Source organism: Micromonospora sp. DT178 (assembly GCF_049841695.1).
Classification (GTDB): Bacteria; Actinomycetota; Actinomycetes; order Mycobacteriales; family Micromonosporaceae; genus Micromonospora.
This window is the reverse complement of sequence record NZ_JBNCKV010000008.1, coordinates 143,690-165,348: the sequence shown is the minus strand read 5'-3', so window position 1 is coordinate 165,348 and position 21,659 is coordinate 143,690. Positions and strand designations below refer to the sequence as shown.

Sequence of the window (21,659 nt, the reverse complement as noted above, 5' to 3'; positions counted from 1 at the left end):
TGGAGAGCCTGATGACCGAGCACACCGGCGCGTTGACCCACGAGGCGACCGACGTCGTCAACCTGGGCGCCGCCCTGTCCCACCAGGCGCGGGTCCAGCCCGGCAGTCCCGCCCTGCACCTGGTGGCCGAGGACGGTTCGGCCGACACGGTGGACTACGCCACGCTCGACGCCCGGGCCCGCCGGGTCGGCGCGGCCCTGGCCGGGCACTGCCGCCCCGGTGACCGGGTGCTGATGCTCGTCGGGGCGGGCGTCGACTTCCTCGCCGGCTTCTTCGGTTGCCTCTACGCCGGCACCGTGCCGGTCCCGCTGGCCGCCCGGCTCAACCGGGCCAGCGCCCCGGTCGTCGCGCGGATCCTCGACGACGCGCAGGCCACCGCGGTGCTGGCCGCCCGCGCGGTCACGAGCGCGGTGGACCTGACCACGCTGATGCCCGGTCGCCGGCTGCCGGTCCTGGAGCTCGAGTCCCTCGACGCCGCGCCCGCCGGCTGGCAGCCGGCGGTGGCCGAGGGCGGACTGGCGTTCCTCCAGTACACCTCGGGCACCACCAGCACCCCCAAGGGCGTGATGGTCAGCCACGCGAACCTGCTGGAGAACCTGCGGGCCATCCGCCGCTCCTTCGGCTTCGACGACGCGACGGTGATGGCCTCCTGGCTGCCCCCGCACCACGACATGGGCCTGATCGGCACCCTGCTCACCCCCGTCTACCTCGGGGTGCCGACGGTGCTGATGGACCCGGCGACGTTCATCCGCACCCCGGTGCGGTGGCTCCAGGCGATCAGCCGGTACCGGGCCACCATCAGCGGCGGGCCCAACTTCGCCTACGACCTGTGCGTACGCAAGGTCGCCGAGGCCGACCGGGCAGCCCTGGACCTCAGCTCCTGGCGGGTGGCCTTCAACGGCGCCGAGCCCGTACGCGCGGCGACCCTGCGCGCCTTCGCCGAGGCGTTCGCCCCGCACGGTTTCGACGAGCGGGCCTTCCTGCCCTGCTACGGGCTGGCCGAGGCGACGCTGCTGGTCGCCGGGCGGGCCCGGCCGCAGCGGCCCGTCGTGACCACGGTGGCCGACCCGGAACCCCACCGTCCCGGCACGGAGGTGGTCGGCTGCGAGATCCTGCCCGAGGCGGAGGTCCGCATCGTCGACCCGACCGGCCACCCCGTCCCCGACGGCACCGCCGGCGAGATCTGGGTCCGCGGCGGCAGCGTCGTCGACGGGTACTGGAACCGGCCCGAGGAGTCCGCGCGGACCCTGCACGCCACCCTCGGCGGCGACCCCGATGACGGCCCCTACCTGCGCACCGGCGACCTCGGCTTCCGCCAGGACGGTCACCTGTACGTCCGCGGCCGGATCAAGGAGACGGTGGTCGTCCGCGGCCAGAACCACTACCCGGACGACATCGAGCAGACCGTCCGCGCGGCCTGTCCCCGCCTCGGCGGGCGGATCGCGGCGTTCGGCGTGGAGGTCGCCGACGACGGCCACGGCGTCGGCGAGGCCGTGGTCCTGTGGTACGAGACCCGCTCCGACAGGGCGTCGGACGAGGCGCCGGCCATCGCCGAGGCGGCCCGCCGGGCCGTGGTGACGGTCCACGGCCTGGACCTGCACCGGGTGCTGGCCGTACCGCCCGGCACCATTCCCGTCACCACCAGCGGCAAGACCCGGCGCGGCGACTGCGCGCGGGCGTACGCCGCGGACAGCGCCACGATCGTCGCGGACGACCCCCTGCGGCCGGCGGCGCGCCCCGCCCCGGCCGCCGCGCCGGCGCAGGCGCAGCGGCTGCGCGTCCTGGCCGGCGGGCTGCTCGACGTCGACCCGGAGCGGATCGACCCGGAGCGCTCCCTGCCGGAACTCGGGTTCGACTCGCTGCGGGCCGTGGAGCTGCAACACCTGATCGAGGGGGAGTGGGGCGTCCGCCCGGCCCTGACCGACCTGCTGGGCGACAGCACGGTGGCCGAACTGGCCGCCGCGCTGCCGTCCGCGCCCGCGCCGGCCGACCCGCCGGCCGCCCCGGCCGCCGCCGACCGGCCCTACCCGCTGTCGTACGGCCAGCGCGCGATCTGGTTCCAGGGCGCCCTCGCCGAGGACCCGGCCAACCTCAACCTGTGCCGCGCGGTGACCGTCGACGGCGAGCTGGACGCCGCGGCGCTGGCCCGCGCCGTCCGCGACCTCGGCGCCCGGCACCCGGCCCTGCTCACCCGCTACGACGACTCCGGCGCCGAGGTCACCCAGCGGGTGGCCGACGACGCCGAGGTGACGCTGGAGGTGCGCGACGCGGCGGGCTGGCCGGCGGGCCGGCTCGACGAGGAGATCGAGGCGGAACTCGGGGTCGGCTTCGACGGCCCGCCCCTGCTGCGCGCCGTGCTGTTCCGGCACGCGGCCGACCACCACACGCTGCTGCTGTGCACCCACCACAGCGTGATGGACGTGTGGTCGCTGGCGGTGCTGGTCGAGGACCTGGCGAACGGCTACGGCCGGCACGCCGCCGGGGACGACGCGGCACCGCCCGCACCCACCGCCCACCCGGCCGAGTTCGTCGCCTGGCAGCGCTCCTTCCTGGACACTCCGGCCGGCCGGGAGCTGACCGCGACGTGCCAGGCGCAGGTCGCCGACCTCGTGCCGCTGGACCTGCCGACCGACCGGCCCCGCCCGTCGGTGCGTACCTTCCGGGGCGCCGCCCACGCCTTCCGGCTCGACGCCGACCTGTGCGCCGGGATCGACGCGCTCGCCGCCTCGCACGGGGTCAGCCGCACCGCCGTGCTGTTCGCCGGCTACGCCGCGGTGCTGTCGCGCTACGCCGGCCAGGCGGCGTTCCCGCTGGGCTTCGTGCACGCCGGCCGGGTCCGCGGCCGCTTCGCCGACCTGGTCAGCTACCTGGTCAACCCGCTGCCGCTGCCGGTGGACCTGTCCGCCGACCCGGAGTTCGGCGCCCTCGCGCGGGCGGCCCACGACGCGGTGCTGGCCGCCTCCGACCGCGCCGAGGTGCCGTTCGGGCGGATCGTCGAAGGGCTCGGGCAGGCCGCCGACGCCAGCCGCGGCGCGCTGCTCAGCGCGGCCTTCGCCTACCAGCACGGGCGCGGCACCGACCGGCTCGGGCTCACGCCGATGGTGCTCAACCACGAGGGGGCACTGGGGGACTGGGCCGGGCTGCGGGTGCGCAGCCGGCCGGTGCGGCAACGGGCCACCTACTACGACCTCTCGCTTTACCTGGGCGAGCACGGCGGCGAACTGCTGGGCACCTTCGACTACAGCACCGACCTGTTCGACGCCGACACCATGGGCGTGCTGGCCGAGGCGCTGACCGCGCTGCTGGCCGCGGCCGTCGCGGCGCCGGCCACCCCGGTCGGCGCCCTGCCGCTGCTCGGCGCCGAGCGGCACCGGCAGGTGCTGGTGGAGTGGAACGACACGACGGCCGACTACGACACCGACCGGTGCGCGCCCGAGATCGTGGCCGAGCAGGCCCGGCGGACCCCGGCCGCGCCGGCCGCGATCGACGACACCACCCGGCTCACCTACGCCGAGCTCAACGCGGCGGCGAACCGGCTGGCCCACCGGCTGATCCGGCTGGGCGTCGGCCGGGGCACCCGGGTCGGCCTGCTGGTGCCCCGCTCCACGGTCAGCCTCACCGCCGTGCTGGCGATCCTCAAGACCGGCGCCGCCTATGTGCCGCTCGACCCGTCGTACCCGGTGGACCGGCTGCGGTTCATGCTCGCCGACTCCGGGGCCCGGCTGCTCGTCGCCGCCCCCGGAGCGGCCGGCGACCTCCCGGACGTCGAGGTGGTCGACCCGGCCGACGCGACGCTCGCGGCCGAGGACGACCGCGACCCGCGGCCGACGGCCCACCCCGACGACGTGGCCTACGTCGTCTACACCTCCGGATCCACCGGCACCCCGCAGGGCGTACTCGGCCTGCACCGGGGCATCGTCAACCGGCAACGGTGGATCATGGACCGATTCCCGATGGGGCCGGACGAGGTGGGCAGCCACAAGACCTCGCTGAGCTTCTTCGACTCCGGCGGCGAGATGTTCCTCCCGCTCTTCGCCGGCGCCCCGGTCGTCGTGGTGCCCGAGGACGTCGGACGCGACCCGGTCCGCCTGGTCGACCTGCTCGCCCGGCACCGGGTCACCCGCCTGGTGGCCGTACCGTCGTTGCTGCGGGCCATCCTGGACGGCGTCGCCGACGCCGGCGAGCGCCTGTCGGCGCTGCGCTACTGCCACTCCAGCGGGGAGGCGCTCACCCCGGACCTGGCCGCGCGGTGGCTGGCGGCCCTGCCCGGCTGCGTCCTGGTCGACCTCTACGGCTCGTCGGAGATCTCCGCCGACGTGACCCTGGACGTGGTCACCGGCCCGGAACGGGTCGGCAGCGTCGGGCGGCCCATCGGCAACACCCGGATCTACGTCCTGGACGAGGCCATGCGGCCGGTGCCGCCCCGCTTCGCCGGCGAGGTGTACGTCGGCGGGGCCGGCCTGGCCCGTGGCTACCTCGACCAGCCGGCGTTGACGGCGGCGCGGTTCCTCCCCGACCCGTACGGGGCCGGTGGGCGGCTGTTCCGCACCGGCGACCGCGGCCGGTGGAGCCACGACGGGCGGCTGGAGTTCCTGGGCCGGGCCGACCACCAGGTGAAGGTCCGCGGCTTCCGGATCGAGCTGGGCGAGATCGAGGCGACGCTGCGGGCCCACCCCGGGGTCGCCGCCGCCGTGGCCGCGCTCGCCCAGGCGCCGGGCGGCGGCGAACAGCGGATCGTCGCGGCCGTCGTGCCCCGTGGCCGGGGCGACTCGTCCCGGCCGGCGCCGGCCGGGTCGGACCCGGGCGGGGCGCCGGCCACCACCCGGGTGTCGGACTGGCGGCTGCTCTACGACCGGATGTACACCGAGGCCGGTCCCGCCGAGGAGGCCCAGCAGGCGATCTGGACCAGCAGCTACACGGGCGCGCCGTTCACCGACGTCGAGATGGGCGAGTGGATCGACCAGGCGGTCCGGCGGATCCGGGAGCTGCGTCCCCGCCGGCTGCTGGAGCTGGGCTGCGGCACGGGCAACCTGACCCTGGCGCTGGCGCCGGACTGCGAGGCGTACGTCGGCACGGACTTCTCCGCCGCCGGCCTCAAGGTGCTCGAACAGCGGCTCGACGCCGAGGGGGTGGACCGGGACTCGGTCACGCTGCTGCTGCGCGAGGCCGACGACCTTACCGGCATCGAGGCCGGCAGCTTCGACACCGTGGTGCTGCACTCGGTGACCCAGTACTTCCCGAACCACGACTACCTGCGCGGGGTGCTGCGCGCGGCGGTCACCGCGGCCGCGCCGGGCGGGCGGATCTACCTCGGCGACGTACGCGACCTGGACCTGCTGGAGGTGTTCCACGCCTCGGTGGAGCTGGGCGCCGACCCGGAACCCGGGCTGACCGTCGCCGAGCTGCGCCGCCGCGTCGCCGCCCGGGTGCTCGCCGACGACGAGCTGGTGCTGGCCCCGGACCTGTTCCTCACCGCGCCGGACTGGCTGCCCGGGGTGACCGGGGCGGAACTGCACCTCAAGCGCGGCCGGCAGGCCAACGAGCTGAGCGCGTTCCGCTACGACGTCGTCCTGCACGTGGGCACCGCCCCCGACGGCGACGCCGCGGAGCCGGTCGAGCCGGTGCGGCTGGACTGGACGGGCGACGGGCTGGACGTCGCCCGGCTGCGGAGCCTGCTGCGCGGCAACCGCAACCGGCCGGTGGAGGTGCGCGACGTGCCGAACGCGCGGCTGGTCACGGTCGCCGGCCCCGTACGCCGGCTGGCCGGTCTCGCCGATTCGGACCCGGTGACCCGCCCCGTCGGCGAGCTGCCGCCCGGGGTCGACCCGGAGGACTGCTGGAGCATCGGCGAGGCGCTGGGCCGACGGACCGCCGTGGTGCCGTCGACCGCCCGCGACCCGTACACGATGGACCTGCGGTTCTGGCCCGCCGCCCGACCGGACGACGCGGTCGGCTGGACCCCGACCGGGACCCGGCGCGCCGACTGGCCGGAGCTGGCCAACGACCCGCTGGGCGCCACCGCGCGGCGGGACCTGCTGCACGACCTGCGCACCCACCTGCGGCAGCGGCTGCCGGAGTTCATGGTGCCGCTGCTGCACCTGGTCGACGAGCTGCCCACCACGGCGACCGGCAAGGTGAGCCGGCGCGCCGTCGCGGCCGAGGCCACCGAGGCGCTGGCCCGGCTGGGCGCGGGCGCCACGGCGCGGCCGCTCGCCCCGGCGGCCGGTGGGCTCCAGGCCCAGGTCACCGAGATCTGGCTGGACGTCCTCGGCGTCGGCGCCGTCGGGCTCGACGACAACTTCTTCGACGTCGGCGGCAACTCGCTGAGCCTGGTCCAGGTGCACATCCGCCTCCAGGAACTCCTCGGCCGGCAGTTCCCGCTGGTCGACCTGTACGAGCACACCACCGTGCGCAAGCTCGCCGAGCACCTCGGCGGGCCCGCGCGCCCGGCGACGGACCCGCCCGTCGACCCGGGGCCCGACCGCAACGAGCAGGTGGCCAACCGCCGCCGGCTGATGCGCCAGCGTATTCAGGAAGTGGGAAGTCGATGAGCAGCGAGATGGACATCGCCGTCGTGGGGATGAGCGGACGGTTTCCGGGCGCGGCGAACGTCGCCGAGTTCTGGGAGCTGCTCCGCGGCGGCGTCGACGCCGGCCGCGAGCTGACCGCCGCCGAGCTGGACGCTGTCCCGGCCGAGGAACGCAGCGACCCGGCGTACGTGCCGGTGTGGTCCGGCATCGAGGGCGCCGACCGGTTCGACGCGCAGTTCTTCGGCTACTCGCCGACGGACGCGACGCTGATCGACCCGCAGCACCGGATCCTGCTGGAGTGCGCCTGGGAGGCGTTGGAGGACGCCGGCTACGACAGCCGCCGCTTCCCCGGCGACATCGCCGTGTACGCCGGGTGCGGCCTGAACCAGTACCTGCTCTACCACCTGCTGCCCCAGCAGGAGCTGGTCGACTCCGCCGGCCGCCTCGGCATGGCCGTCGCCAGCGACAAGGACAACCTGGCCACCCGCATCTCGTACAAGCTCGACCTGACCGGGCCCAGCATGACGGTGCAGACCAACTGCTCCTCGGCCCTGGTCGGGCTGCACCACGCGATCAGCAGCCTGCTCGACTACCAGTGCGACATGGCGATCGTGGGCGCGGTCAGCGTCAAGAACCCGGTGCCCCGCGGCTACCGGCACGAGGCCGACGGCATCAACTCGCCCGACGGCCGCTGTCGGGCCTTCGACGCCGAGGCCGCCGGCTACCACCTGGGCGACGGCGCCGGCGTGGTGGTGCTGCGCCGCCGCGAGGACGCCGAGGACGCCGGCGACCGGATCTACGCCCTGGTCAAGGGCTCGGCGGTGAACAACGACGGCGCCGGCAAGGTCAGCTTCGTGGCGCCCGGACGGTCGGGCCAGGTGCGGGTGATCCGCCGGGCGCTGCGGGTCGCCGACGTCGAGCCGAGCTCCATCCAGTACGTCGAGGCCAACGGCAGCGGCACCCTGATGGGTGACTCGATCGAGGTGTCCGCCTTGGAGGAGGCGTACGGCGCCGCCGGCGGCCCGGGCGCCGGGTGGGCGATCGGCTCGGTCAAGCCCAACGTCGGCAACCTCGACACCGCCTCCGGCGTGACCTCGCTGATCAAGGCGGTCCTCGCCATCCACCACGGCGAGCTGCCGCCGTCGATCCACTACCGCAAGCCCAACCCGCAGACCTCGCTCGACCGGGGGCCGTTCCGCGTCAACGACATGCTGCGGGACTGGCCCGAGGTCACCGGGCCGCGCCGGGCGGCGGTCAGCTCGTTCGGCGTCGGCGGCACCAACGCGCACGTCATCCTCGAACAGGCGCCGCCGCCCGCTCCGTCGGGGCCGAACCCGCCGGCCGTGCTGCTCGCCGTCTCCGCGGCCGGCGGCGAGGCGCTGGCCGCCGCCGCCGGCCGGCTCGCCGAGCACCTCGGCAGCCACCCCGAGCAGGCTTTCGCCGACATCGCCTACACCAGCCAGGTCGGCCGGCGCGCGTTCCGGCACCGGGCCTTCGTGGTGGCCGCCGACGCCGATGAGGCGGCCCGCGCGCTGTCCGCCGTCGGCGCGGGCGAGGCGTCGCCGGAGGCCGCCACCGTGGCGTACGCGTTCGGCGCCACCTGCCCCGACCTGGCCGCGCTGTGCGGCGCCCTGCCCCGGCTGCGGGCGGAGGTCGACCGGGTGGCCGGTGAGCTGGGCGTCGACCCGGGTGCCGGCGCGGCGGGGCCCGACGCGGCCACCGTCACCGGGCAGCTCGCGCTCGCCCGGCTGCTGGGCGCCTGCGGCGTGACCCCGGTCGCCGCCCACGGCGAGGGCCCGGGCGCCGTGACAGCCGCCGTCGTCGACGGCCGCTGGACGGTGGCGGAGGCCGGGCGCGCGCTGCGCGCCGGCACCCACCCGCCGGCGCCGGCCGGGGCACCGGCCCCGGCCGACCTGGCGCTGGCCGTCGGCCCGGCCGAGCCGTCGACGCTGGCCCTGACCGACGACGCCGGCAGCCTCCGTGGGCTGCTCGGCACTCTTGGCGAGCTGTGGCGCCGGGGCGTCGAGGTGGACTGGGCCGCCCTGCACGAGGGCGCGTCGCGGCGTCGCGTCGGCCTGCCGACGTACCCGTTCCAGCGCTCGCGGCACTGGGTCGACCCGGTGGCCGTGGCGCCCGTGACCGGCCCGACGCCGGCGGCCCCGGCCGCCGAGGCCCAGCCGGCCGCCGGCTCCGTCCTGGAGGAGGCGGTGGCCGCCGTGTGGCGCCGCCGGCTCGGGGTGGACCGGATCGGGCCGCAGGACTCGTTGCTGATGCTCGGCGCGGACTCGCTCAGCGCCGCCCGCACGCTGCGGGACCTCGCCCAGGCCTTCCACGTCGAGCTGCAACTCGGCGTGTTCCTGCAGAACCCCACCGTCGCCGCGCTCGCCGAGGTGATCGACGGCAAGCTGCGCGAGGCGCAGGAGATCCGGGCCGCGCTCGCCGCGGTCACCGAAGAGGGAGCGTGAGGCCGTGCCCGACGTCAGCTTCATCACCGTGGTGCCCCGGGTCCGGGACCTGTCCGCGTACGCGGACACGGCGATGTCCGTCATCCGCCGCACCGACGCGGCCGACCTCGACGGGGTGCTCATCTTCACCGGCAGCGGCGCGGTGCTGGACCCCTGGATCCTGGCGACCGCCGCGGCGGCCGGCACCACCCGGCTCAGCCCGCTGGTCGCGGTGAACCCCGTCTACCAGCACCCGTTCACCGCGGCCCGGATGGTCGCCTCGCTCGGCCTGCTCTACCAGCGGCGGATCGACCTCAACCTGATCACCGGCACCGCCGTGAGCGACCTGGACGCGCTCGGCGACCGGCTGGACCACGACGACCGGTACGCGCGCCTCGCCGAGTACGTCGAGATCATGATGGGGGTGCTGGGCAGCCGCCGCCCGTTCAGCTTCGACGGGCGGTTCTACCAGGTGTCCCGGTTGCAGCTCACGCCCGGCCTGCCCGCGCACCTGCTGCCCAGGCTGTTCGTCGCGGGACAGTCCCCGGCCGCCCGGGCGGTGGCCGAGCGGGTGGGCGCCACCAGCATCCAGATGCTGACGGCGGCCCGGCCCGACGCCGACGGCGCGCCGGGCGCGCTGAACTTCGGGCTGCTGACCCGGGCGACGGCGGAGGAGACCGAGCGGGCCGCCGAGGCCCGTTTCCCGGAGGACCCGGACGGCGCGAAGATCACCGCGGTCACCATGGCCAACACCGACTCCGTCTGGAAGCAGCGGCTCTTCGCCGAGGCGGAGGCTGGCCACGGCGCCGTCACCGTCGACCCGGCGTACCGGCTCGCGCCGTTCCGCTCCGGCCAGGCGGACGGGCCGTATCTGGTGGCCGACCACGCCGGCGCCGTCGACCGGCTGCTGGGCATGATCCGGGCCGGGGTACGCACCTTCGTGCTGGACACCCCCACCGACGACGAAGACTTCCACAACCTCGCACAGGTCGTCCGGACCGTCCGTGACCGACTGCGGGTGGACCCGACCGAGGGAGAGCGATGAACCTGCCTTTCGCCAGCCACGACCTCGTCCACGCCCGGCCCAACCTGGCGCTGGAACCGCTGATCCACCGGTACTACGCCTGGCTGAACCTGGTGTCGCCGGTGCCGGCGGCGATGAACTTCGCCAAGCTGCACGTGCCGCTGCTGCGCTCGTTCCTCGACGCGCCGGCGCTGCACCGCCGCTCGGCCCGCGACCCGAAGCTGCGCGGCGGCATGTTCGTCGACCTCGAGGACGACCAGCTCGACGGGGTGTCCGACCTCGTGGGCCGGCTTGCCGACGGGCCGATGCCGGACCTGTCGGCGGCCATGGACGAGCTGACGATCAACCTGGAGAAGCTCGCCGACGGGTTCGACCTGACGCCCCGCTACGGCGAGATCCCGCCGGCCCTGCGCGGCTACGTCGAGCTGGTCTACGACCTCAACGACCACGCCCGGATCCGGCTCGCGGAGCGGATGCTCTACCGGTCGCGGCACTTCGACGAGACCGCCCACTCGGTGGACCTGTCGCTGGCCACCGGCGACGAGCGGCCCTTCGCGATGACCACCCCGCGGTTCCCCGGCAACGGGCACGTGCAGGCCACCATGCCGCTGCGCGATCCCCGCATCGACCTGCTCTTCTCCACCATGACCACGGCCCGGCCCTTCGGCGAGCTGCGGGAGGCGTTCGACGTCTCCGACGCCGACCTGGCCACCTTCAGCGGGCTGTTCTCCGCCGAACCGGGCGGGAGCCCGGACCGCAACCTGGACGGCCCGGGGCTGCGGGTGCGCTACTTCGGGCACGCCTGCGTGGTGGTGCAGTCCGGCCCGGTCACCGTGATGACCGACCCGTTCCTGTCCGACGCCCTGGGCGACGGTGACCGGTACGCCTACGCCGATCTGCCCGACGTCATCGACTACGTGCTGATCACGCACGGGCACCAGGACCACCTCGAACTGGCCACCCTGCTGAAGCTGCGGCACCGCATCGGCACGGTCGTCGTGCCGAAGACCGCCGCCGGGGCGTTGCAGGACCCGTCGTTGCGGCTGTGCCTGGAGGCGCTCGGCTTCCCCAACGTGGTCGACGTGGAGCCGGGCGAGACCATCGAGCTGCCCGACGGCCAGATCGTGGTCTGCCCCTTCGTCGGCGAGCACTGCGACCTCGACATCGCCGCGAAGGTGACCTACTCGGTGCGCACCGGCGGGAAGAACCTCTACTTCGGCGCGGACAACCGCTGCGTGGACCCGGCGCTGTTCGGCCACATCCACGACATGATCGGCGACGTGGACATGGCCTTCCTCGGCATGGAGTGCGACGGCGCCCCGCTGTCCTGGATGTACGGTCCGCTCTTCTCCCGCCGCATCGACCAGAAGATGAGCCGCAGCCGCAAGCTCAACGGCTCCGACGCCGTCGAGGCGATGGGCATCGTGCGGCGGCTGCGGGCCCGGCAGGCGTACGTGTACGCGATGGGCCGCGAGCCCTGGCTGGTGTTCGTGATGGCGACGAACTACACCGACGAGTCGTACCAGCTCAAGCAGATGGCGGAGTTCTTCCAGCGCTGCGCCGACGTCGGGGTGCCGGCGCGGGAGCTCTACGGACGGGCCGATCTGGCATGAGCCGCAGCTGGACGTGTCAGTCCCGGTACGTGGCCACGCGCGACGGGACCCGGCTGGCCGCGTACGTCTTCCGGCCGGTCGGCCAGCGTGACCCCGCGCCCGTCGTCTGGGCCCACGACCGCTACCACCAGGTGTCGCCGCGCCCCGGGCGGGACGACTTCCTGGCCGTGGTGCGCGCCGAACTGGCGGACGTCGACCTCACCGACATCGAGGACCTCGGCGTGGCCGAGGTGGCCCCCGGGGAGGTGACGCTGCGGGCCTTCCCGGTCGCGCAGCGCCTGCTGGCCCGGGGCTACGTCGTGGTGGTGGTGGACAGCCGGGGCAGCGGCGCGTCGTTCGGCACCAGCGACGGCCCGTTCGGCACGGCCGAGGCGACCGACACGTACGACGTCACCGAGTGGATCGCCGCCCAGCCCTGGTGCGACGGCCGGGTGGGCATGTTCGGCCGCTCCTACCTCGGGGTGTCGCAGTACCTCGCGGCGAGCACCGCCCCGCCGCACCTGGTGGCGATCTTCCCGCAGATGGCGCTGTTCGACCTGTACCGCTTCGCCTGGGACGGCGGGGTGTTCCGGGACGACTTCGCCCGCGCCTGGGGCGAGGACGTGCGCGAACTCGACCTGCGCGGTCCGGTCGCGCCGCTCGACGACGACCCGGACGGTCTCCTGCTGGCCGCCGCCCGCGAGCAGCACGTGGCGAACCGGGACGTCCGGACGATGTTCGCCGGCCTGCCCGGACGCGAGTCGCGGCTGGCCGACACCGGCGAGGCCGCGTACCTGACCCGCAGCCCGTCGGCGCTGCTGGAGGCGATCAACGCCTCCGGGGTCGCCGTCTACCACCTGGGCGGCTGGCACGACGTCTGGGCGCGCGACGCGACCGAGTGGGCCCGCCGGCTGACCGTGCCGCACCGGGTGGTCATCGGCCCCTGGGCGCACACCGGCGGGGTGCTGGGCGGCGCCGGCTACAACCTGGCCGACGAGCACCTGCGCTGGTTCGACCACTGGCTGCGGGGCCGGGACACCGGGATCATGGACGGCCCGGCCGTCCGGTACCACGTGCTGGGCGCCGACGCGTGGCGTACCGCCCGGTCCTGGCCGCCGGAGCCGGCGACGACCGGCACGTGGCACCTCGGTCCGGCCGGCGAGCTGGGACCGGAACCCCGGGCCGGCGAGGCCCGGCGGTACGAGGTGGACTACGCCACCACGTCCGGCAAGACCAGCCGGTGGGCCAGCGGCTACGGCTCGCCCTTCCAGCGGCCGGACCTGACCGACAACGACACCCGGGCGTTGTGCTGGACCTCCGACCCGCTGACCGAGGCGGTCGAGCTGGTCGGCGCCCCGGTGCTGCGCCTGGCGGCCCGGGTCACCGACGGCCCGGCGGACGTCTTCGCCTACCTGGAGTCGGTCGCCCCCGACGGCACCTCGCTGTACGTCACCGAGGGCTGCGGCCAGGTCGACGGCGCTCCCGGCGACTCCCGCCTGGAGATCGAGCTGCACCCGATCGCGTACCGGTTCGCGGCGGGCGAGCGGATCCGGCTGGCGATCACCGGGGCGGACGCCGACAACGCGCTGACCGTGCCCCGGGACGTCGCGCCGGTGCTGACGGTGCGCCACGACGCCGACGCCGCCCCGACGCTGGAGCTGCCCCGCGCGGTGGCCCCCGAACGGCGGGACGCCGACGCCGGGGTGGACGACGTCACGGCGCCGCTGTCGGTGGCGCAGCGGGCGATCTGGCTGGCCGAGCAGGCCGGCACGAGCGGGGCGGCGTACCACCTCGACGCGGCGGTCGAGCTGACCGGACCGGTGGACGCCGGCGCGCTGCACGCGGCGGTCGACGAGATCGTCCGCCGGCACGAGGCGTTGCGGACCACCATCGTCGAGGTCGACGAGGAGCCGGTCCAGCGGATCCATCCGGCGGCGCCGCTGACCATCGCGCGTCTGGACCTCACCGACGCGCCCGCGGACGGCTGGGCCGGCGACGTACGGGTGACGGAGTTCCGGGACCGCCGGTGGGACCTCGGCCGGGAGTGGCCGATCCGGGTCGCGACCGTGCTGCTGCCCGCCGGCCGGACGGCGCTGCTGCTGGTGGTCCACCACGTCGCCGCCGACCCGACCGCGGCGGAGATCTTCTTCGCCGAACTGGCCCGGCTCTACCCCTCTTATGCGCAGGGGGAGCCGGTCCGGCTGCCGGACGTGCCGTGCCGGTACGCCGACGTGGCCCGCCGCCAGCAGGCCGAACTCGCCGGGCCCGGCATGGCCGAGCAGCTCGCCCGGTGGCGGCGCTACCTGGACGGGGCCCCGCAGGTGATCGCCCTGCCGACGGACCGGCCCCGGCCGCCGGTGCTGGACCACCGGGGCGGGTCGGTGCGCTTCACCGTCGACGACGCCCTCGCCGCCCGGCTCGTGGCGGCCGCCGCCGCGGCGCGGACCAGCCCGTTCACGCTGCTGACCGCCGCGTTCGCCCGCACCCTGAGCGCGTACGGCGCGGGCGACGACCTGCTGATCGGCACGCCGAGCCTGCAACGCGACGACGAGTCGACCCGCGACCTGATCGGCTGCCTGGTCAACCTGCTGCCGTTGCGGGTCCGGGTCGACCGGGACGCCACCGTGGCCCAGTTCCTGCACGACGTGCGGGGCAGCGTGCTGACCGCGCTGGAGCTGCGTCGGGTGCCCTTCGACACGCTGGTGGGCGAGCTCCGGCCGCGCCGCGACCCGGCGGTCTCCGCGCTGGTGCAGGTCTGCGTCCGGTACGGCCGGGCGGTGCCGGACCGGTTCCGGCTCGGCGAGGTCGAGGCGGTCCGGCTGGAACCGCCGGAGTGGACGTCGGCGAAGTACGACCTGGCGCTGGCCGTGAACCAGGTCGGCGAGGACCGGATGGTGGGCAGCCTGGACTTCCGGCTCGCCCTGTTCGACCGGGCCACCGTCCAGCGGATCCTCGACTCGATGCTGACCGTGCTCGACCAGCTCGTCGCCGACCAGGACCGGCGGGTGGGCGAGCTGTCCGCGATGCCCCGCCGGGAGCTGCGCGCCGTGCTCGACGGCTGGAACCCGGCGCGGCTGCCGGACGCCCTGGCCGGCCAGGACGACCTGCCGGCCGTGGCCCGCTGCTACGTCCTCGACGACCGCGCGCAACCCGTGCCGGTGAACACCCCGGGACGGCTGTGGGTCAGCGGCCCCGGCGACGTCGACGACCCGTACGCCGGGACGCCGGGCGCACGGATGCGGGACACCGGGGCCACCGTGAGGTGGACCACGGCGGGACGGCTGGACCTGGTGCCACCCGCGACGCCCCCCGGTGAGCCGGCAGCCCCGCCGGACCCGGCGACGACGGCGGACCCGGCGACCGACGACGGCCGGTCCGAGGTGCTCGACCAGCTCGGGCAGATCTGGGCCGCCCTGCTCCAGGTCGACGGCGTCGATCCCGGGGACGACTTCTTCGACCTGGGCGGCGACTCGCTCTTCGCGATCCGCCTGATCGGTCGGATCCGCAAGGCGTACCAGGTCCGGCTCTCCCTGCAGGACGTCTTCGCGGCGCCGACGCTGGGCGAGCAGGTCGACCTGGTCCGTGAACGGCGCGCGTCGTGACCGGGCCCGTCTTCTACCCCTGGTCCGCCCAGGAGGAGATCGACCCGGTCCGCGTCGCCGGCGGCGCGGGCAGCTGGTTCTGGGACGACCGGGGCAACCGGTGGCTCGACCTGCACGCCCAGATGGGCAACCTGCACCTGGGCCACCAGCACCCGGCCCTGGTCGCGGCGCTGCGTGAGCAGGCCGGGCAGATGTGCACCATCGCGCCGTCGTTCGCGGTCGACATCCGCGACGAGGCGGCCCGGGCGATCGTCGAGGTCGCCCCGGGCGACCTGGAGACGGTCCTGTTCACCACCGGCGGCGCGGAGGCCGTGGAGCACGCGGTGCGGATGGCGCGGGTGGTCACGGGGCGGCCGAAGGTGCTCGCCGCCTACCGGTCCTACCACGGTGCCACGGCGGGGGCGCTGGCGTTGACCGGTGACCCCCGCCGCTGGCCGGTGGACACGGCCAGCGGCGGCGCCGTGCACTTCATGGGCCCGTACCCGTACCGCAGCGACTTCCACGCCGAGGACGCCGCGCAGGAGTGCGACCGGGCGCTGGAGCACCTGCGCCGGCTCGTCGGCTACGAGGGCCCGGACACGATCGCCGCGATCCTCCTCGAGCCGGTGGTGGGCAGCAACGGCGTGCTGGTCCCGCCGGACGGATACCTGGCCGGCGTCCGTCGGCTCTGCGACGAGCACGGGATCCTGCTGATCGCCGACGAGGTGATGACCGGCTTCGGCCGGTGCGGCCGGTGGTTCGCCGGCGACCTCTGGGACGTGGTGCCCGACCTGATGACCTTCGCCAAGGGGGTCAACTCCGGCTACGTGCCGGTGGGCGGGGTGCTGCTGTCCCGCACGGTGGCCGCCCACTTCGCGCACCGCCGCTACCCCGGCGGGCTCACCTACTCCGGGCACCCGCTGGCCTGCGCCTCCATCGTGGCGGCGCTGCGGGTGCTGCGGGAGGAGAGCCTGGTCGACCGGGCGGCCGTACTCGGCCGGGACGTGGTGGGCCCGGCGCTGGCCGAGCTGGCCGAGCGCCACCCGATCGTCGGCGACGTCCGCGGCGTCGGCCTGGCCTGGGCCGTCGAACTGGTCCGGGACCGCGCGACCCGCGAACCCCTGGCGCCGTACGCGGCCCCGGGGACGCTGGCGCCCGAGATGGCCGCGGTCCTGGCGGCGTGCAAGCGGCAGGGTGTCTGGCCGCTGGCGGCGGGCAATCGGCTGCACCTGTTCCCCCCGCTTACCATCACGGAGGCGGAGCTGACCGACGGGATCGCCGGGATCGACCGGGCCCTGGCCATGGTGTCCGAGGTGTGAGGAGAAGAGGATGACGGTGGAGCAGCCGGAGACGGCCGAGATCTGTCGGGTCGTGGTGAACGACGAGGAGCAGTACTCGATCTGGCCGGACGGGCGGGAGATCCCGGCGGGCTGGCGTGCCGAGGGCTTCGTCGGACCGCGGGCCCGGTGCCTGGAGCACATCGACTCGGTGTGGACGGACATGCGCCCGCTGAGCCTGCGCCGGGCGATGGCGGCCGAGGCGCGGTAACGCGGACGGGAGGGCCGGCCGCCGGGCGTGACCGTTCCGTCAGCGCCCGCCGGCCGTCCCGCCCAGCGCCCAGACGCACGCGCCCTCGTGGGGCCGCCGGCCACCGCCGGGCGGCCCCACGCGCGCATCACCCGCCGGAGCGCCTGCGCTCAGAGACCGTCCAGCGCGCGGGCCAGCCATCCGGCGATCCGCTCCACGGTGGGCCGGCGCAGCAGCGAGTAGTGGTCGCCCTCGTACTCGTGCACGGTGGTCCGGGCACCCACGTAGCGCTCCCAGCGCGGCTGCCAGCGCGGCGACGCGGAGGCCTGGACGACGGTCACCGGCAGCTCCACGCCCTCCGGCCGGTACCCGGCCACGGCGGTGACGTGCCGGGCGAAGGTCTCCACCCGGCGGCGCACCTCGCGCACCGGCAGCGCCACCGGGGTCACCCCGGCGTCCACCAGCCACCGGCGCAGCAGCATCGTCTGCTCCTCGACCGGCAGCGCGGCGAGCGTCGCGGCCGTCGGCGCCGGGTGGTCCCGACCGAGGGACGCGGCGAGGTCCGCGGCGAACCGGGCCGCCACCGCGGCGTCATCGCTCCCCTCGCCGGCCGGGCGCGCCTGCCCGGGCGCGGTGTCCACGACCACCAGCAGGTCGACGTCGCGCCCGGCCCGCACCAGCCGGCGGGACATCTCGTACGCCAGCAGGCCGCCCATCGACCAGCCGCACAGCCGGTACGGGCCGGCCGGCCAGCGGGCGAGAAGTTCGGCCAGGTACGCCTCGGCGAGCGCGTCGATGGAGTCGCCGGTGGCGTCGGCGGCCGACTCGATGCCGACCAGGTGGTACGCGGGCAGCAGCCGGGCGAGTTCGGCGTACGCGCCGACCGTGCCGCTGACCGGGTGCGGCAGGACCAGCGGCGGACGGTCCGTCGGCCCGCCGAGGTGCACCAGCGTGCCGGACGCCGTTGCGCCCGGCCGGGTACGCGCCGCGGGCGGCGGGGTCACCGCCGGGACGCCCGGGGCCGGCACCGGCCGACGCACCGGCAGCGCGTCGACGGTGGCCTGCGGGTCGGCGACGACCGCGCCCAGCAGCGCGACGAAATCGTCGGCGACGGCGGCCAGGTCGGCCGGGTCGAACAGCTCGTCGCGCCAGGTCCAGGCCGCCACGAGCCCGCCTGAGTCGTCCCTGAGGACGTCCAACTGCACGTCGAACTTCGCGGTGCCGGTGTCGACGTCGATCCAGGCGGTGCTCAGGCCGGCGAGCCGGGGCGGGGGCGCGGGGCGGCCCTCCACGCTGAACGCGAACTGCGAGAACGGCATCCGGCCCGGCACCCGCGCCGGACGCACCTCGTCCACGATCCGTTCGAAGGGCACCGCCATGTGGGCGTACGCCCCGAGGGTCAGCTCCCGGACCCGGTCGACCACCTCGGCGAACGTCGGGTTCCCCGCCAGGTCGCCGCGCAGCACCACGGTGTTGACGAAGTACCCGATCCGGTTCTCGTCGGCCTCGCTCGTCCTGCCCGTCGTCGGCGACAGCACGGCGACGTCGCTGCTGCCGGTGCGCACGGACAGCAGCACCAGGTACGCGGCCAGCAGCGTCATGAACGGGGTGGCCCGCCGGGACCGGCCCAGCCGGGCCAGGGCCGTCGTCACGTCCCGGTCGAGCGGGACGTCCAGCCGCCGCCCGGCGGTCAACGCCCCGGACGCCCGGTCGCGGACGCCGGGCAGGTCCAGGTCGGGCAGGCCGGCCAGCCGCTCGCGCCAGTAGGCCAGTGCCGCGTCCGGGTCCTCCGGGTCGGCGAGGTCGTCCTCGTCGTCGTCCTCGTCGTCGGGCACCGGCGGATCGAGGTCCGGCACCTTCCCCGCCCGCAGCGCGTCGTACGCCGTGGCGAGGTGTTCCCAGAAGACCGGGCGGGACCCGCCGTCGAAGACGATGTGGTGCACGGTGACCGCGAGCAGGTGCTCGGAGACCCCGCAGCGGATCAGCACCGCCCGCAGCAGCGGGCCGTCGGCGAGGTCGAACAGCTCGTCGTGGGCCTTCTCCAGCTCCTGCCGGACCCGCTGCTCGCGGGTCGCGGCGTCCGTGGTGCTCAGGTCGACGACCGGTAGCGGCACCGGCGCGCGGGGACCGATCCGCACGACCACCTCGTCGTCGATCATCGCGAAGGTGGCCCGGAGCAGCTCGTGCCGGTCCGTGACGGCGGCGAGCGCGCCGCGCAGGGCCGGCAGGTCCAGCTCGCCGGTCATCCGCACCACCGTCAGGATGTGGTACGCGGTGCTGGTCGGCTCCAGCTGTTGCAGGAACCAGAGCTGACGCTGGGCCACGGTGGCGGGACCGGTCGGCGCGGCGGGCAGCCGCTCGCGCAGCAGCCGTACCAGCAGCTGCCGGTGCTCCTCCGCCGGCCAGCCGGGCGGCGGTCGCAGCAGCGCGGCGACCGGGTCGGGCGACGGGCCGCTCATCGCGGTGCTCCTGTCTCGTCGTACGGCTGGCCGGGCCGGGTGGCGGCGGCCAGCGCTCGTCGGGCCTGGTCCTCGGTGAGCGCGGCGACGGCCTCGCGCATGCCGGCCACGGTGTCCACCCAGCCGGGCCGGCGCTCGAGGCGGCGCAGCTCGCCGGCCAGGCCGACGATCGTCGGGTCCCGGAACAGGGCCGCGACCGGCAGCTCGACCTCGAACGCGGCGGCGGCCTGCGCGGTGACCTGGGTGGCGAGCAGGGAGTGCCCGCCGAGGGCGAAGAAGTCGTCGCGGACGCCGATGCCCGCGGCGGAGGTGCCCAGCACCGTCGCCCAGATCCCCGCGAGCTGCCGCTGCACGGCGTCGCCGGGCGGCTCGGAACGGACGGTCGCGGGATCCGGTGCGGGGAGTGCGTTGCGGTCGATCTTGCCGTTGCGGGTGAGGGGGAAGTGGGGCAGGGCGATGATGCTGTGGGGTACGAGGTGTCGGGGGAGTGTGTGGTGGAGGTTGTGGCGGAGTTGGTGGGTGTCGGGGTTGGTGCCGGTGACGTAGGCGATGAGGTGGCGGCCGGTGGGGAGTGTTCGGGTGGTGACGAAGGCGGCTTCGACGTGGGGTTGTGCGCGTAGGGCGGTTTCGATTTCGCCGGGTTCGATGCGGTAGCCGTTGATGGCGATTTGTTCGTCGGTGCGGCCGAGGAATTCGAGGGTGCCGTCGGTGCGGAGGCGGCAGAGGTCGCCGGTGCGGTAGAGGCGGCTGCCGGGGGTGGTGGCGTACGGGTCGGGCAGGAACCGCTCCGCCGTCTGCCCCGGACGGCCGAGGTATCCCCGGGCCAGTCCGTCGCCGGCGATGCAGAGTTCGCCGGGTGCGCCGGGGGGCACCAGTCGCAGCTCGGCGTCGAGGAGGTGGACGCGGGCACCGTCGATCGGGGTGCCGAGGTCCGGCCGGTGGGTCCCGTCGGGGTGCACCGGCCCGGCGGTGGCGACGACCGCGGCCTCGGTGGGCCCGTAGTGGTTGACCAGCGCGTAGGGGGTGCGCGCGGAGGGCCGGGTGGTGAGGGCGTCCCCACCCGTGAGCAGCGTGCGCAGGGTACTGGTGGACGGCGTGGGCAGTCGCAGGATGGCCTCGGCGATCGGCGTGGGGACGAAGGCCACGGTGAGGCCCTGCCGGTGCATCCAGTCGTGCAGCGCCGTGGGGTCGAGGCGGTGCGCGGGGTCGGCGACGTGCAGGGTGGCGCCGCTGACCAGCGCGGGCCAGATCTCCCAGACGGCGGCGTCGAAGCCGAGGCTGGCGATCTGGCCGTGGTGCTCGCCGGGGCCGCTCGGATAGTTGTCGAGGTGCCACCGGACGAGGTTGGCCAGCGCGTGGTGGGCGACCATGACGCCCTTGGGGACACCCGTCGACCCGGAGGTGTGGATGACGTACGCCAGCTGCTCGGGGTGGATGTCGACCCGGGGTGCCGCCGGGGAGGCGGAGCGGTGCGGGGTGAGGGTGACGACGCCGGGGGGTGTGTCGGTGTCGTGGGGGTGTGCGGTGATGAGGATGGTGACGCCGGAGTCGGTGATGAGGTGGTGTCGCCGTGCCGCGGGTGCGGTGGGGTCGATGGGGAGGTAGGCGGCGCCGGCTTTGAGGACGGCGAGCATGGCGGTGATGGCGGGTGCGCCGGGTGGGAGGCTGACCGCGACGGGGTGGTCGGGTCGGGCGCCGTGTCGTAGGAGTTGGTGGGCGAGGTGGTTGGACCACTCGTCGAGTTCGCGGTAGGTGATCGCGCCGTTCCCGTCGACGATCGCCACGGCGTCGGGTTGGCGTCGGGCCGTCTCCGTCACCAGCCGCGGCACACACCCGAGTTCCCCGTCCGACCATCCGGCGACCGCGGCCGTCGGCGCGCCCACCACGGTCGCCCGGGCGCCCGCCCGGTCAGGACCGGCCTCGGGCCGCCGGGCCGCACGACCGGTCGTCGGCCGTCGCCGCCCCGTGGACACCGTCGCCAACCGCCGGCGCTGCTCGTCGGTGACGGCCTCCACCGTGGACAGGAGCCGGTCGGGCTCGGCCAGCACGGCGGCCACCAGGGCCCGGTAGCTGTCGGCCAGGTCGGCCATCGTCGCGGCGTCGTACAGGTCGCAGGCGTAGCTGAAGTACACGCCGACGGTGTCGGTCCCCACCTCCGCGTGGACCGTGAGGTCGAACTTCGCGGTTCCCGGCTCGATCGCCATCGGACGCATCGTGGCGGTGTGCAGCGGCACGGGGCCGTCGGCGATGCCCGTGACGTTTCCGCCGGTGAAGACGGTTTGGATGAGGGGTGGGGTGTGGCGGTCGCGGGTGGGTTGGGTGTGTTCGACGAGTTTGTCGAAGGGGATGTCCTGGTGGGTGACGGCGTGCATGAGGACGGTGCGGGAGTGGTGCAGGAATTGGCGGAAGGTGTGGTGGGGGTGGATGTCGACGGCGAGGGGGAGGGTGTTGACGAAGAAGCCGATGAGTTTTTCGGCGTCGGGGTCGGTGCGGCCGGTGAGG

Annotated in this window: 9 protein-coding genes; 7 read left to right on the top strand and 2 right to left on the bottom strand. The window is 75.2% G+C overall.

From position 1 onward, the window contains the following. Positions 1-11 precede the first annotated feature (11 nt). The 7 genes from ACLQ22_RS17160 to ACLQ22_RS17130 are packed head-to-tail and all read left to right on the top strand — an operon-like array spanning position 12 to position 16,719. Positions 12-6,551 carry an amino acid adenylation domain-containing protein gene (locus ACLQ22_RS17160; RefSeq protein ID WP_425693174.1) on the top strand — a complete coding sequence of 2,180 codons (6,540 nt, stop codon included), beginning with the start codon at positions 12-14 and terminating at the stop codon, positions 6,549-6,551. Next, positions 6,548-8,995, top strand: a complete 2,448-nt coding sequence (locus ACLQ22_RS17155) for a beta-ketoacyl synthase N-terminal-like domain-containing protein (RefSeq protein WP_425693173.1) — start codon at positions 6,548-6,550, stop codon at positions 8,993-8,995. Before ACLQ22_RS17160 ends, ACLQ22_RS17155 begins: the two co-directional genes overlap by 4 nt. Before the next feature lie 4 nt (positions 8,996-8,999). Then, the gene (locus ACLQ22_RS17150; RefSeq protein WP_425693172.1) at positions 9,000-10,019 is read left to right on the top strand and encodes an LLM class flavin-dependent oxidoreductase; all 1,020 of its coding nucleotides are present in this window, start codon (positions 9,000-9,002) and stop codon (positions 10,017-10,019) included. Continuing rightward, positions 10,016-11,611 carry an MBL fold metallo-hydrolase gene (locus ACLQ22_RS17145; RefSeq protein ID WP_425693171.1) on the top strand — a complete coding sequence of 532 codons (1,596 nt, stop codon included), beginning with the start codon at positions 10,016-10,018 and terminating at the stop codon, positions 11,609-11,611. Before ACLQ22_RS17150 ends, ACLQ22_RS17145 begins: the two co-directional genes overlap by 4 nt. Next, on the top strand, positions 11,608-15,192 hold the full coding sequence (locus ACLQ22_RS17140) for a CocE/NonD family hydrolase (protein WP_425693170.1): 3,585 nt from the start codon (positions 11,608-11,610) through the stop codon (positions 15,190-15,192). The genes ACLQ22_RS17145 and ACLQ22_RS17140 overlap by 4 nt, the downstream gene beginning before the upstream one ends. Then, entirely contained in the window at positions 15,189-16,490 is a 1,302-nt protein-coding gene (locus tag ACLQ22_RS17135) for an aspartate aminotransferase family protein (protein WP_425693169.1), read from the top strand. The genes ACLQ22_RS17140 and ACLQ22_RS17135 overlap by 4 nt, the downstream gene beginning before the upstream one ends. A 16-nt stretch (positions 16,491-16,506) precedes the next feature. Beyond that, complete coding sequence (locus tag ACLQ22_RS17130; RefSeq protein ID WP_370040316.1) at positions 16,507-16,719, top strand: MbtH family protein; 213 nt, start codon at positions 16,507-16,509, stop codon at positions 16,717-16,719. Between the two features lie 149 nt (positions 16,720-16,868). Here the strand turns inward: ACLQ22_RS17130 and ACLQ22_RS17125 are convergent, their stop codons facing one another. Together ACLQ22_RS17125 and ACLQ22_RS17120 are read right to left on the bottom strand one after the other, a co-directional pair. Beyond that, positions 16,869-19,157, bottom strand: coding sequence for a condensation domain-containing protein (locus ACLQ22_RS17125; protein ID WP_425693168.1), 2,289 nt, complete (start codon positions 19,155-19,157; stop codon positions 16,869-16,871). After that, a partial coding sequence (locus ACLQ22_RS17120; RefSeq protein WP_425693167.1) for a non-ribosomal peptide synthetase occupies positions 19,154-21,659 on the bottom strand: 2,506 nt, incomplete at its 5' end. The genes ACLQ22_RS17125 and ACLQ22_RS17120, both read right to left, overlap by 4 nt.

Coding starts and splice junctions, on each gene's coding strand:
- ACLQ22_RS17160 (WP_425693174.1), top strand. CDS start 12: ATGACCGAGCACACCGGCGCGTTGACCCACGAGGCGACCGACGTCGTC.
- ACLQ22_RS17155 (WP_425693173.1), top strand. CDS start 6,548: ATGAGCAGCGAGATGGACATCGCCGTCGTGGGGATGAGCGGACGGTTT.
- ACLQ22_RS17145 (WP_425693171.1), top strand. CDS start 10,016: ATGAACCTGCCTTTCGCCAGCCACGACCTCGTCCACGCCCGGCCCAAC.
- ACLQ22_RS17140 (WP_425693170.1), top strand. CDS start 11,608: ATGAGCCGCAGCTGGACGTGTCAGTCCCGGTACGTGGCCACGCGCGAC.
- ACLQ22_RS17125 (WP_425693168.1), bottom strand. CDS start 19,157: ATGAGCGGCCCGTCGCCCGACCCGGTCGCCGCGCTGCTGCGACCGCCG.